Raw genomic sequence first — 15,119 nt, forward strand, 5'->3', positions numbered from 1 at the left:
ACCGAAGCCATGGCGTCATGCAAGAGCCATCTACCCCAAACGTACAAACACGACGAAAGGAGATTCTTCATGTTTAAGCGCAACGTTCTCGCGGTATCCATGACCCTCGCTGCACTGTGCTCGGCCCAGGCTGCAATGGCTGACATCAACGGCGGCGGCGCAACCCTGCCACAGCCGCTTTACCAGACCTCCGGCGTCCTCACCACTGGCTTCGCCGCCTACATCGGCGTGGGCAGCGGCAACGGCAAGTCGGCGTTCCTGAACAACGACTACACCAAGTTCGTGGCTGGCGTGACCAACAAGAACGTGCACTGGGCAGGCAGCGATTCCAAGCTGACCGCGGCCGAACTGTTGGCTTACAAAACCAACAAGCAACCGACCTGGGGCAAATTGATCCAGGCACCTTCGGTGGCCACTTCGGTTGCCATTCCGTTCAACAAGGCCGGTGCCAACGCGGTTGATCTGAGCGTGAACCAGCTGTGCGGCGTGTTTTCGGGCCGCTTGACCGACTGGAGCCAGATCACGGGTTCGGGTCGCACCGGCGCGATCAAAGTGATCTACCGCAGCGAGTCCAGCGGTACCACCGAGCTGTTCACCCGCTTCCTCAACGCCAAGTGCGCTGAGACGCAACCGTTCGCCGTGACCACCACCTTTTCGTCCAGCTACGGTGCAGGCTTGCCTGCTGGCGCAGTGGCAGCCACCGGCAGCCAAGGCGTAATGACCGCGCTGAACGCGCAAGATGGCGCGATCACCTACATGAGCCCGGACTACGCGGCGACCACCCTGGCCGGTCTGGATGACGCCACCAAAGTGGCCAAGGTTGGCGGTGTTTCGCCTGCGCCTGCCAACGTTTCCACCGCCATCAGCCAGATCCCTGCGCCAACCGAAGCCCGTGCTGATGGTTCGTTCATCGACGCGACCAACCAGGACAACTGGGTACCGGTCTTCGCGGCTACCGCCAGCGGCCCGGCGACTTTCGCTTACCCGTCCAGCGGCTACCCGATCCTGGGCTTCACTAACGTGATCTTCAGCCAGTGCTACGCCGACGCCACCCAGACCACCCAGGTCCGTGCGTTCTTCAACCGCCACTACGGCAACCTGATCAACAACGACACCGCCATCAACAACAACCGCTTCGTGCCGTTGCCAGCCAACTGGAAAAAAGCCGTGCGTGACACCTTCGCCACCGCTTCCAGCGCTCAAGGCATCGGTAACACCAGCGTCTGCAACGCCATCGGTCGTCCGCTGTAACCCAGGCTTTCAACGACCCGCAACACCGATCAGCAACGGCCCGTGCCGTTGCTGATTTTTTTGCGTTAGCAGCCCTTTATGAACTTTGCATGACAGAAGTTCAGTCCCGCCCCTCGCCAACCGCCTAACCCTCATACGTGAGCCTGTCTTGCGCCTGGCGATTACAAAGAAGGAAGATTCCCGATGGTCCGCTGCACACCCACGCTCAAGCTGAATGCCCAGGGCTCGCACGCCCAGACTGTGTTGCGCCTCAAGCCTCTGGCCCAGGTCATTGCCTTGTTGGTGGTGGCGGGCAATGCCCATGCGGCGACGGCGTTCAGCCCGGCCTGGTTCGCGGCCAAGGGGGCGACCCAGGCGACGACGGCGGCGCGGATCAATGCGGGGCAGATGCCGTCGGTACCGACGCTGAACCAGCAGGCGCGGGTCAACCAGCAGTTGGCGCGCTCCATCAGCACGCTCAACACCACGGTCGCGGCCATTGCGGCGCAACAGGCGGCGCAGGCGGCGGGTCGGCAGGCGGCGTTCGGTCAGGTTTCGACGATTCCCGATGGCCTCGGCAAGGGCGGCCTGCAGGTGGATAACAGCCTGACCCAGGGCTGGACCAACGCCAAGGCACCGACCCAGACCCAGGCGGGCGGCAAGACCACGGTGAGCATCGAGCAGACCGCCGACAAGGCGATCCTCAATTGGGAGACCTTCAACGTCGGGCGCAACACCACCGTGGATTTCCAGCAGCAGTCGACCTGGGCGGTGCTCAACCGCGTCAATGATCCTGATTCACGGCCCAGCGAGATCCAGGGCCAGATCAAGGGCGCCGGCACGGTGATGATCATGAACCGTAACGGCGTGGTCTTCAGCGGCACCAGCCAGGTCAATGTGCGCAACCTGGTGGCGGCGGCCGCGACGATCACCGATGACCAGTTCACCCAGCGCGGCCTCTATGTCGACACCAATGGCACACAACCGACGTTCACCGATGCGGCGGGCAAGGTCGAGGTACAGCGCGGTGCATTGATCCAGACCCACAACGCCGCCACCTCCACCGACGCGGGCGGCTATGCCTTGCTGCTCGGCAGCGAAGTGGAAAACGCCGGCACGATCATCACCGCCAAGGGCCAGACCACCCTGGCCGCCGGCGACAGTTTCTACATCCGCAAAGGCGTGGGCACGGCGGGCAACGAGCGTTCCACCACCCGTGGCAATGAAGTCGCCGCCAGCCTGAAAACCGGCAGCACGGCGGGAACAGTGATCAACAACGGCCTGATCATGGCCGCCACCGGCGACGTCACCCTGGCCGGGCACAATGTGCAGCAAAACGGCGTGGCCCTGGCCAGCACCTCGGTGGACACCCGTGGCTCCATTCACTTGCTCAATTCGGCCAGCGACACCACGGGCAGCATCACCCTGGGCGAGGGCAGCACCACTGCGATCCTGCTGGACGCCAGCGGCAGCACCGCCCTCAACAGCCAGAAAGACAACGGCCTGATCAAGCTCGACGGCACACCCGCCAACCTGATCGTTGGGCAGTTCAACCACCTCAGCGCCGTGTCCGACCGCACTGACCAGTCGCGGATCGAGATCGTCAGCGGCGGCACCGTGGACTTCCAGAAAGGCTCGATCACCCTCGCCACCGGCGGCCAGGTGGCGGTCAGCGCGGGCCAGCGCAGCCTGGTGCGCGATGGCGCGATGATCGACGTGTCAGGCGCCGTGGGCGTCAAGGTGTCGATGGAAGCCAATAACATCAAGATCAATGTGCAGGGCAACGAGCAGCGGGATGCGCCGGTCAACCGCGACAATGGGCAACTGATCAACAACGACGTGTGGGTGGACTTGCGCGACCTGGTGTTTGTCCCGGCCGGTACCAATGGCTATGCCACCGACCGTTGGTACACCGCTGGCGGTCTGCTGGAAGTCGGCGGCTACCTTGGCACCCAGGGCCATTCGGTGGGTGAATGGATGGCCCAGGGCGGTACCGTGACGTTTACCGGCAAGGATGTGGTGACCCAGCAGGGCGCGCAGATCAACCTGTCGGGCGGCACCGTGGATGTGCAAGGCGGCTATATCCGGCAAACCTGGCTCAAGGGCCCGGATCGACGTTTGTACGAGTTGTCCAGGGCGCCGGGTGACATCCTTTATTCGGGTATCTACAAGGGCTATGAAGACACCAGCGTTCGCTGGGGCCAGACCGAGTACTACTACAACCCGATGATTGCTCCGCAAGGCCGTAACGAGGCCGGTTATACCGTGGGGCGTGACGCCGGCAAGCTGGTGGTGAGCACCGCCAGCGCGGTGCTGGAAGGCCAGATGATCAGCGCGGTGTTCCAGGGGGATCGCCAGACCCAGGCGCCAAACATCAACCTCGACGGTTACCAGCAATCCCAGAAGGCCATGGCCCAGCTTGCGCAGTTGATCATTGGCCAATACACGCCGATCTACAACAAGACCACCGGCACCTTGCGCTATGCCTTGGGGGCGAACGCCGACGAGGTGTCGCTCGACGGCAACCTGGCAAACATCGCCGATGGCCTGGACCTCGCCACCGCCTTGCCCCAGGAGCGCCAGGGCAAGATCCTGCTCGACAGCGGGCAGCTCAGTGGCAACCCGTTGGGCGCGATCAAGGTCGCGGCCCGGCAGCAGGTGACGGTCAATGGCGCGCTCAGCGTGGCGGATGGGGGCGACATCACCCTGTTCGGGCCGAGGGTTGATATCAACGCGAATCTGACGGCCCTGGGTGGCAGCATCAATGCCGGCAACATCCTCAGCCAGGTCAACCCACTCAAGGCCGGCGCGGTCGAAGACACGACCCTGACCGGGGGTTCGAGTGTGAATGTCGCGGCCGGCGTCAAGCTCGATGCCCGTGGTCGCTGGAACAACCTGCTGCTTGACCCGGCCAACAGCACCGGCGTGGCGTATGTCAATGGCGGCAAGGTCTCGTTGCGCAGCTCGAACAACGTCAACCTGGCGGCGGGCAGTGAGGTGGACGTGTCTTCCGGCGCGACCCTTGGCGTAGACGGCAAGCTCATCGGCGGCAAGGGCGGCAGCGTGACGCTGGGCGCGCTCGGTGCCCTGGGCCTGGATGGCGACGTGCGCGGCTACGGCGTGAACGGCGGCGGCACCCTGGCGTTGCAGGCTCGCAAGGTGCAGATCGGCGACAGTGCGGGTGCGGTGGACAGCGACACGCTGCGACTGGCCGGCGACTTTTTCAATAAGGGGTTCTCGGCCTACGACATCACGGGCAACGAAGGGCTGATCGTCACCGACGGCACCCAAGTGGATGTCAGCGTGCCGACCTATCGCTTGGGTACGCAAGCGTCCACAGTGCCGACCGGCAGCGATGCCGCCACGGCCCTGGAGCAATGGACGCCGCCGCTGTACCAGGAGGACGCCACCAAGGGCGTGCTGACCCAGCGCCGAGGCGCCGGCTTGAGCCTCACCGCCGGCACGGTCTTCGCCGGCGCTGCGCAGATGGCGAGCACAGCCCTGACGGTGGGCCACGGCGCGGTGATCAACGTCGACCCCGGCCAAGCCATCCAGCTGCGCAGCATCGGGCAATTGACCCTGGACGGCACGCTCAATGCCTGGGGCGGCAGCGTCACCTTGGGTGGCTTGACCACTGGCGCGTCGGAGGCAGTGAACGCCAGCGGCCATGACCGCTCGATCTGGATTGGCGAACAGGCATTGATCGACGTGGCGGCGCGGGCGGCCACGGCAGTGGACTTCCGGGGGCGCACCTACGGCGTGGTACGCGACGGCGGCACGATCAACATTGGCGGCACCCTTGACCTGAACACCGGCCTGACCACGGCCAGCGACTTGTTCGTAGTGGTACGTGAGGGTGCGCGCCTGGACGCGTCCGGCACCCAGGCCTTGCTGAATGTTCCAGGGCAGGGCGCGGTGGCGGTCGCCAGCAACGGCGGCAGCATCAGCCTGGCCTCGAACAACGGCCTGTACCTGGACGGCAGCCTGGTCGCCAAAGCCGGTGGTGTTGGCGCGGCAGGCGGTAGTCTCAACCTGGTGCTCGAGAGCCCGTATTACCAGAAAGCCGGGCTCACCGACCGGGTGCTCAAGGTCCGTGACCTGGTCGTGAGCCAGGTGCATCAACCGACTGCGCTGGGCGACAGCCTGGAGTACGGGCATGGCCGCCTGGGCGTGGATCAAGTCACTGCTGGCGGCTTCGATAACCTCGCGCTGCTGAGCAATGGCCTGCTGAGCTTTGACGGCGATGTGAGCCTGGACATGGGCCAGAGCCTGCGCCTTTACAGCCGGGGTTATGGGCTCAGTGAAAACGCGGCAGGCAACTCCCGTATCAACCTCAAGGCGCCGCACCTGTTGCTGGCGGGCTACCTCGCGCCGCCCGAAACCGGCAAGGATCTGTATGTGCGTCCGGTGCCGGTGCTGCCGGCGCCGTCCCAGCGCGCAACCGAGGCGCAGTTCAATGCCGACGGCGACCTGGTGGAAGTGCGCGGCAACGTGATCTTCGGTAACCGCAGCAGTTTGTATAACGCCGACAATAGCCTGGCGAGCCTTGAGCTCCGTGGCTTTGACCACGTCAACCTGACCAGCCAGGGCGATCTGCGCTTTCTGGCCGGCGCCTCCGCAAACGACATCATCACCGGGGTCAGTACCCAGTTGCTGACCCAGGGCGACATGACCCTGCGGGCGGCGCAGGTGTACCCGAGCTCAGACGTCAGTGCCCGAGTGATCGCTGGCTACCTTGGCGAATCAACCACGCTGAATCTGGGCCTGGACTTTGATCCGTTGCGCACATTGACGATTGGCCGCGTCGGCAGCACGGACGCGCCCCTGCCGTATTCGGCATTCGGGCGTCTGCAACTGGGTGCGGCCACCGTCAAGCAAGGCGGCGTGGTGCGCGCGCCCCTGGGCTTGATCGATATCGGCAGCATGGGCAGCAGCCTGGTGCAATTGTTGCCGGGCAGCGTCACCTCGGTGAGCGGCAAGGGGCTGGTATTGCCCTATGGCGGCACGCTGGACGGGCAGGTCTACACCTACAACGGCAAGACCGTGACATTCCTCGGCCAGGGCGGGCTGGCCAATACCAACAGCGACTTGAGCGTCGGCGTCATTCTGGGCGGCCAGTCGGTTGCGGTGCAGCCGGATGCCATCCTGGACCTGTCGGGCGGTGGCGAGCTGCTCGGCGCCGGTTTTGTTTCCGGGCGCGGCGGTTCCACGGATGCGCGTTACAACCCGCTGGTGCAATTTGGCGCCAACGGTGGGTTTGTGCTGCCGGGGCTGTCCACCAACCCGATCTACGCGATTGTGCCGGGCGTGCAACCCGGCGCGGCGCCGGTGGCCGCCGAGGGCGGTGCCGTGGCGCCGCTGGTGGGCCAGCAGGTGACCATTGGCGCGGGTGTGCCGGGGTTGCCGGCGGGCACCTACACCTTGATGCCCTCGACGTACGCCTTGATGCCTGGCGCCTTTCGCGTGGAGATCAATGGCCTGGCCGGGCTCGGCAGCGACGCCGCGACCACCTTGATGCGCAATGGCTCGTGGTCGACGGCCGGGCAGCTGTCGATTGCCCACACCGGGATCCGCAACAGCATCGCCAGCCAGTTGATCCTGACCTCGGCGGACACCCTGCGCCGTTATTCCCAATACAACGAAACCAGTTACGCCCAGTTCGCCAAAGCCGACGCGGCCAGGCTGGGCGTGCCGCGCCCACTGCTGGAAGTCGACGCCAAGACCCTGAAACTGGCATTGCGCCCCGGCCAGGGCGCCGATGCATTCGCCTTCGACGGTATCGGACGTTTTGATGCCGCGACGGGCGGATATGGCGGCACGGTCGCGGTGGTGGACCCGAGTCGCCTGGGTATCGAAGTGGTCGCCGCCGACGCATCGGCGACCGCCGGTTTTTCCGGCATTACCCTTAAAGCCGACACCCTCAATGCCATCGGTGCCTCAAGGCTGATGGTGGGTGGCTTGACTGCGGTGGAGTATGGCCAGTCGGGTAACTTCATCGGCCTGGCATCGGGTGTGAATGCCGCCAATAGCAACGTGACCCTGCGTGCGGGCGCCACGCTGGCCGCGCCCGAAGTGTTCCTGGTGAGCAACACCGGCGCCATCGTGGTCGAGCAGGGTGCTTCGATCAATACCCTGGGGCAGGGCGCCGCCAGCTACGATGCCCGCGACGGTTTTATCTACCAGGTTGCCAATATGCTCGCGGTGTCCAACGGGTTGCTCAACGTGGTCGGTGCCGTCCAGCCCGCAGGCGTGATCAGCGGGGGGATCAACGTGGGCGCCTGCGGCAGTAGCGCATGCCTGGGCCAGACCGGGTTGTATTCCGATGGCAGCATCGTGGCCCTGACCGACAGCAGCTTCCAACTCGGCGACCAGGTGCGCTATGGCACCCGTCACCTCAACCTGGGCGTGAGCACCATCAACCTGGGCAGCGTCGAAGCCCTCGCCGCCGCCGCAGCCGCGAACCGCTTGCCAGCCGGCCTGACCCTCAACCAGACGCTGCTCGACCGCCTGCTGCGCGGCGATACGCAACTGGGCGCACCGGCCCTGGAGACCTTGCAGCTGTCGGCGCGTGACGGTTTTAACTTCTACGGCAGCGCCAGCCTCGACACCTATGACCCGCTGACCGGCAAGTCGCTGCTGAGCAACCTGATGCTGTCCACCCCGGCCATGTATGGCGCCGGCGGTGCCAGCGATGTGGCGACCATTCACACCGCCAACCTGATCTGGCTGGGCGCGACCAACGCCCCCGGCGCGGTGGTGACGGGCGGCGCAGGCACCGGCAGCGGACGCCTGGATATCAATGCCGAACGCATCGAGTTTGGCTACGGCGACTTTGGCCAACCGAGCAACGTGAAAAGCTTCGACCGCCTGGCCCTGGGCTTTGCCAACGTCAACCTCAATGCCAGCGAGCGCATCACCGCCAACCACAAGGGCAGCCTGTCGGTCTACCAGCGCCAGGGCGCCTATGACCCGGTCAGCGGCTTCCAGTACAGCGGCGGCAACCTGACCATCCGCACCCCGCTGATGACCGGTGAGGCCGGTTCGGTGAACACGATCAAGGCCGGCGGTGCGATCGATATCGGCGCTTCGGCAGGCCCCCGTGGCAGCGCCAGCGGCCAGGGCGCGACGCTGTCCCTGCAAGGCGACAGCATCCGTGTGGCCACTGCGGTGGTGTTGCCCAGCGGCAAAGTCAGCCTCAGTGCGCGGGGCGATGTGCTGTTGACCGATGACGCGCTGATCGATGTGGCCGGTCGTGGGATCACCTTCAACGACGTGACCCAATACGGTTGGGGCGGCGACGTGCTGCTCGACAGCCGCAGCGGCAATATCCTGCAGGCGGCGGGCGCGACCATCGACCTGTCCGCCAAGCACAACCAGGCCGGCAAGTTGCGTGCGGTGGCGACGGATGCGGCAGGCGGCATCGTCGATTTGCAAGGCAAGATCCTCGGCAGCAGCAGTGGTTATTACAACGCCGGTGGCACCTCGTTGCCGCAGCCGGCCGGTACCGTGGAGATCCAGGCCCAGCGCCTGGGCAGCAGCGGCGCTCTGGACCAGCAGTTTGCCGACCTCAACCAGCGCCTGAATCAGGGCGCGGTGTTCGGCGCGCGCAGCTTCCAGCTCAAGCAGGGCGACCTGACCATCGGCAACGGGCTCAAGGCCGGGACTGTCAGCGTGTCCGTGGACAATGGCAGCCTGCGCGTGACCGGGCTGGTGGACGCCAGCGGTGAACGCGTCGGCAGCATCACCCTGGCCGGCAAAAACGGCCTGACCCTGGACAGCACCGCAGTGCTCGACGCCCACGGCAGCAAGCTGCGGGTGGACAGCTACGGCAAGATCATCGACTCGCCGAACCGCGCCATGGTGGTGCTGGGCTCCGGCAGCGGCCAACTGACCCTCGCCGATGGCGTGCGCATCGACCTGCGCCACGGCACCGGCGCGGCTGTCGGCAATGACGGACGCAATCGCGGCACTCTGGAACTGAACGCACCCCGGTTGGGGGGCAATGACGTGGCAATCGACGCCAGCGGACGCTTGACCATTCAGGGCGCGCGCTCGATCACCCTCAACGGCATGGCGAGCTACGACGATGCACCGCAGAAAAACGATCCGACCGCCAGTGGCAGGCCGTATCAGCAGATCACCCAGGATTATCTGAATGATAAGCACCAGCTGGCCGTTGATTTCATCGATGCCGCCTTGCTCAACACACAGCTGACGCAGAACGAGCTCGCCGGCCTGAACAACGCCACCTACGCCGACGCCTTCCACCTGCGCCCCGGCGTGGAAATCGTCAGCAAGACCCCTGACGGCGACCTGGTGGTGCAGGGCGACCTGGACTTGTCCGGTTATCGCTATGCCAGCCTCAATCCCAATAGCCAGAAGGACAACAATGTCTACGGCTCCGGTGAGTCCGGCAGCCTGACCCTGCGCGCCGGCGGTGACCTGAATATCTACGGCAGCATCAACGATGGCTTCGCCAAACCGCCGCTGTCCGAAGATGACAAGGGCTGGGTGCTGCTACCCGGTGTGGACTTCAGCGGCGGCACCATCGTGGTGCCGGGCAATGGTGTGACCCTGGCGGACGGCACGGCTTTCCCGGCGGGCAGTACGCTGAACTACGACCTGCCGATCAAGGGCCTGACGGTCGCCGCCGGCACCCGTTTGCCGGTGGCCGCGACATTGGGCCAGGACGTGGTGCTGCCGGCGGGCAGTGTATTGGCGGCCGACATACGCGATGCCGGGGGCAATCTGTTGTTCGCCGCCGGTACGTTGCTCGGTGAGGCGCAGACCCTGGTGGCGGGCACCCAACTGGGCGCCGGGACACTGTTGACCCAAGGCATCCGCCTGCAAGACATGACCTGGCCCAAAGGCGTGCCGCTGCCGACGGTGCACGGTGCGAACCTGGCCAACAACACTGTGCAACTGAGTGGCAGCAAGGACTTGCCGAAGGGCGCGCTGATCCCCGCCGGCACCGATGTGAAGTTGCCCAACGGGGCGGCCTCGGTGCAGTTGCGGGTCGGCGTGTCCGGCGACGCCGGCCAGGTGTGGGCCATCTCGCCGATGCTGGCCGAAGGCACCCAGTCGTGGTCGTTGCGCCTGGTGGCCGGTGCCGACACCGAGGCGGCGGACAGCCGTTTGCTGCAAGCCCACCCGCGCAGCGGTGATATTCACTTGGCGGACAATCACTACGGCATGTATGCCAAGGAATTGCCGAGCAAGGGCGTCCAGACCTGGACCGCCGCAGCGGTGGCGGTGCTGAGCGAGGCCGGGTTGGACATCAAAGAGGGCGACCCTATCGACCAGCAATTGCTCAATGACTTGAGCCTGGGGTCGATTGAAGATTTCTGTGCCGGTGCGCCGGAGTATTGCGCGATCAAAGTCACCTACGTGTGGACGCAGCAAGCGGCCGATGATCTGTTGAACCAGTCCGGCGTGATCATTCCCGTGGGGGCGGTGATCACCAATGAGTTCCTCGCCAGCCTGCAATTGCCGACGGTGGAGGAGGTGTGCGCCATTGCTCCCGAATATTGTGCGGCCCAGAGCAAGACCGAATATGCGGCGACGCCTTCGAGTACCCGCTTCAGTGTGATCCGCACCGGCAGCGGCGACCTGGAACTGTTGAGCGCGGGCAGCTTGAGCATGGATTCGCTGTACGGCGTGTATACCGCGGGCACGTCATCGACTGGCACGTTCGCCGGCGACCCTTACAACCTGCCCAAGGCGCAGCCGTCCGGCAGCGTGCTGAACGACCCAGGCAGCTACTTTGAACAGTTCGTCAACGGCTCACCCACCAGTCTCTACCGGGCCTGGTACCCGCAAGCGGGGGGCAATGTGACCCTGAATGTCGGCGGTGACCTGACCGGCAATATCACCAGCACCACCGCCAGCCGGACGCGCCCCAACCCTCAGGATGCCGGGGTGGACTCGGCGGCGGTCGGCAACTGGCTGTGGCGCCAGGGCAGTGGTGATGTCGCTACGGGCGGGCAGGCTCAAGCTACCGCGTGGTGGATCAATTTTGGCAGCTACACCGCCACCACTGCAGCAGACAAAATGCTCGGTTTCACCGGCTTCGGCACCCTCGGCGGCGGCAATCTGGACGTGAACGTGGGCGGCAACGCCGGGGTGCTGGATACCTTGGGTTACGACCTCAATGGCTCCGGAGCCAACCCCCATAGCCAGGGCCTGGTCCTGGCCGTCGGCAGCACGGGCCGGATTGCCAGCGATGGCAGCCAGCAGTTGACCGGCGGCGGCGATTTACGCGTACGCATCGGTGGTGCGCTGAACCCGGCCAGCGTGGCCGCGACGGCGGATCATCGCGATGGTGTGCTGGTCAACCTGCGCGGTGATGTGCAGTTGCGCAGCCTCAGTGTGGGCAGCGTCGACTTGCTGTACGGCAGCATCGCCCCCACCCAAAGCCCTGGCGAAACCCGCGCGTTCGACCCTCAGGTTGCCACGCGAAGCGTTGCCCGTGGCGGCATGACCCTGGTGCCCGGTGATGCCACCTTCAACCTGCAGACCCTGGGAGACCTGGTGGTGCAGAACGTCGAAGACCCGGGCCGCGTTCAGCTTTCGCACGTATCACCCTTTGCGCAAGGCGCGAACCCCGGCAGCGGTTCAAGCTGGTTTACGCTGTGGACCCAAGACACGGCGATTGATCTGTTTTCACTGGGCGGCAACCTCACACCGTTCAGCCGCTCCGAGGCGACGGCCGACCTGGCGGTGGTCTACCCGTCCATCCTCAGGGCGACCGCAGCGGGCGGCAGCCTGTATTACGGTAAAGCCGCGCAGGCGCAGACCAACGGTGACAACACCTACAGCTACCCCTTGCTGCTGGCGCCTGGCGAGAACGGCCAGTTGCAGTTCCTCGCCCAGGACTCGATCTACGCCGGCGGCATGCCCGTCAGCCAGTCCGGCACGGCGAACAGCGCGATGGCGACGCCGTGGAATCCTGCGTATCAAGGCCGGGTTGGCAACGCGGTGGTCGCCAGTAACCTGTCGATCACGGGTAACGCGAGCAACCTGGCGTTGTTCGCATTCGGCGCCGGCACCACGGCGGCTTCATCCTCAGGCAGTGCTGAACCCGCACGGTTTTACGCGATGGACGGCGACCTGATCGGGGTAAGCAGCGGTCGGATCATCACCTTCCAGAAGAGCGCCGGGGCAGTGCATGAAGGTGAGACCTGGTATGAAGGCAATGGCGCGGTACTGATGATGGCCGGACGGGATATCGTCAGCAGTGGCCGTACCTTTGGCACCGATGGTTTTGCTGTGGCGGCGCCAAGTGACAATCTGTTCATTCACCAAAACACCAACGACATCTCCATCGTGTCTGCGGGTCGCGACATTCTCTACAGCAACTTCCAAGTGGCCGGCCCTGGCCTGCTGGAAGTGTCGGCCGGGCGCAATATCCTGCTGACAGGCACGGGCGGCGAGCACAGTGTGACCAGCCTCGGTGCAGTGCTGCCGGGCGACAACCGCCCTGGCGCGAGCATCGTCATGCAGGCGGGTGTCGGCGCCAACGGGCCGGATTACCAGCGGTTCGTAGAGAACTACCTGAACCCGCTCAACCAGGCACAAGCGGGCGAGTCCTTGCTGGGCGGCAAGGTGGCCAAGACCTACGAGGACGAACTGGCCACCTGGCTGGCCGAGCGCTTCGGCTTTGCCGGCGACAGCGCGCAGGCCCGTGCTTACTACGCCGCATTGCCCGCCGAGCAACAACGGGTGTTTGCCCGTGACGTGTATTTTGCCGAACTCAAGGCCGCCGGCCGTGAGTACAACCAGGACGGCGGCGTGCGCGAGGGTAGTTACCTGCGTGGCCGTGCGGCGATTGCGGCGTTGTTCCCGGCCAAGGACGTGGCCGGCAACCCGATCACTTACCAGGGCGACATCACCCTGTTCAACGGCTCGGGCGTGCACACCAATGCCGGCGGCTCGATCCAGATGCTCACCCCCGGCGGCGGCCAGACCTTCGGCATCGAAGGCGCGGCGCCACCGGCCACGGCGGGTGTGATCACCCAGGGTGCCGGTGACATTCAGCTGTATTCCATGGGCAGCATCCTGCTGGGGCAGAGCCGCATCATGACCACCTTTGGTGGCTCGATCATGGGCTGGACCGCCGAGGGTGACATCAACGCCGGTCGTGGCTCCAAGACCACCGTGGTGTATACGCCACCCAAGCGCGTCTATGACAACTGGGGCAACGTGGGCCTGTCACCGTCGGTGCCGAGTACCGGCGCGGGGATCGCCACGCTGAACCCGATCCCGGAAGTGCCGGCAGGGGACATCGACCTGATCGCGCCGTTGGGCACCATCGACGCGGGCGAGGCGGGGATACGGGTGTCGGGTAACGTCAACATCGCCGCGTTGCGGGTGGTGAACGCGGCGAATATCCAGACCCAGGGCAAGTCGTCCGGGGTGCCGGTGACGGCCTCCGTCAACACCGGGGCCATGAGCTCGGCCAGTGCTGCGGGTGCGGCGGCGTCCCAGGCGGCAGAAGACGCGGCGCGCAGTCAGCAGGCGGCGGCGAAGCAGGGCAGGGCTTCGATTGTGACGGTGGAGGTGCTGAGTTTTGGTTCGGAGCCTGTGCAGCGGGGGCCTGAAGACGGGCAGAAAACGTCGGGGTATAACCCCAACAGCCCGGTGCAGGTGTTGGGTGCCGGGCCGCTGAGTGAACAGGCGCGGGCGCGGTTGACGGATGAGGAGCGCAAGCAGATTAGTTTGTAGATCAAGGACCTCTCGTTGGACTTTGGGGCGATCTTTGATCGCCCCGTTTTTTTTTCGATGTTCAAATGTGGGAGGGGGCTTGCCCCCGATGGCAGTGGGTCAGGCAAAGATGTATTAGCTGGCACTCCCTCATCGGGGCATAGGTATCGACACAACTTCCAGTGGATGCTGAATCTATGGCAAATGGGCTGTTGTGGTGAGCGGGCTTGTCCCGCGCTGGGCTGCGAAGCAGCCCCAATAACAAACACCGCGTAGCATCAGCAAGAACCCGATCACCTGGTTTTAGGGCGGCTTCGCCACCCAGCGCGGGACAAGCCCGCTCACCACAGTGTTATGTGTAAGCCTTTGAGAGTTGTGTAGATACCCATGCTCATCGGGGGCAAGCCCCCTCCCACATTGGGTCTCCAAACATCAGAAAAATGAAGCTTTCATGACAAAAGTTCGGTAGCCCAAGCCCATCCCCGTCTCTCCTGTGTAACGCGCTCAAGAACACCGCGCAGGTGTTTTCAAAGCCGCCAGCAGGACGCCAGGAGTGGGGCAATGGGATCTATGGAACGTTATTCAAAAGTCGGCATGCAGGAGCTCGACCAGCGCCTGTCAAAGATCGTCGAAGCCGCGCGCAAGAAGCCGGTGTCGGTCTATCGCTACGGCGCACCCTGGGTGTGGATCGTCTCCCAGGACGATTGGCAGGGCGCGTTGAAGGAAGTCTCCAGCTATATCCCCGCCGGCCATTCCCTGGTGTTGCTGCGTCCGCAGATCGACGACGTCCTCGACCAGCACCGCGACTGGCTGGTGGCCGAGCCTTCGATGTTGATCGCGCCGCAGACCGTACTGCAGATCCTGCTGCTGCAACTGCTGTACTCGGTACCCAGCGAGCAGCAACTGCATGAACAGCTGAACTACAACCTGCTGTTCCGCTGGTTCGTCGGCCTGGACCTGAACCAGAAGGTCTGGAGCATCCATGTGCTCACCCGCGACATCGCCACGCTGCTCAACAACCCGCGGGCGGTGCAGCTCATCCAGAAAATCATCGGTGACGTGTTTTGTGGCGCCTTGCTGCACATGCCGGAGTTCTCGCTGAACTTCGCCTTGCTGCACACCTGGCTGGCCCGGCACGGCAACACTTCGATCGCCAGCAATTGAGCCGGCCGGGCGCCGTGCCGGTG

The 15,119-nt window shown here is 64.7% G+C and carries 3 protein-coding genes; all 3 read left to right on the plus strand.

Features of this window, described 5'->3' with window-relative positions; genetic code table 11:
- Positions 1-69 precede the first annotated feature (69 nt).
- The 3 genes from DNK50_RS14875 to DNK50_RS14885 all read left to right on the plus strand — a co-directional run bounded on the left by DNK50_RS14875 (position 70) and on the right by DNK50_RS14885 (position 15,096).
- Positions 70-1,251 carry a substrate-binding domain-containing protein gene (locus tag DNK50_RS14875; protein WP_099584170.1) on the plus strand — a complete coding sequence of 394 codons (1,182 nt, stop codon included), beginning with the start codon at positions 70-72 and terminating at the stop codon, positions 1,249-1,251.
- Between the two features lie 183 nt (positions 1,252-1,434).
- Positions 1,435-13,953, plus strand: a complete 12,519-nt coding sequence (locus DNK50_RS14880; RefSeq protein WP_112194820.1) for a filamentous haemagglutinin family protein — start codon at positions 1,435-1,437, stop codon at positions 13,951-13,953.
- A 549-nt stretch (positions 13,954-14,502) separates the two neighbouring features.
- On the plus strand, positions 14,503-15,096 hold the full coding sequence (locus DNK50_RS14885; protein ID WP_099584172.1) for a transposase: 594 nt from the start codon (positions 14,503-14,505) through the stop codon (positions 15,094-15,096).
- Positions 15,097-15,119: the final 23 nt, after the last annotated feature.

The organism is Pseudomonas sp. LG1E9, from assembly GCF_003290225.1.
Taxonomy (GTDB): Bacteria; Pseudomonadota; Gammaproteobacteria; order Pseudomonadales; family Pseudomonadaceae; genus Aquipseudomonas; species Aquipseudomonas cyclaminis.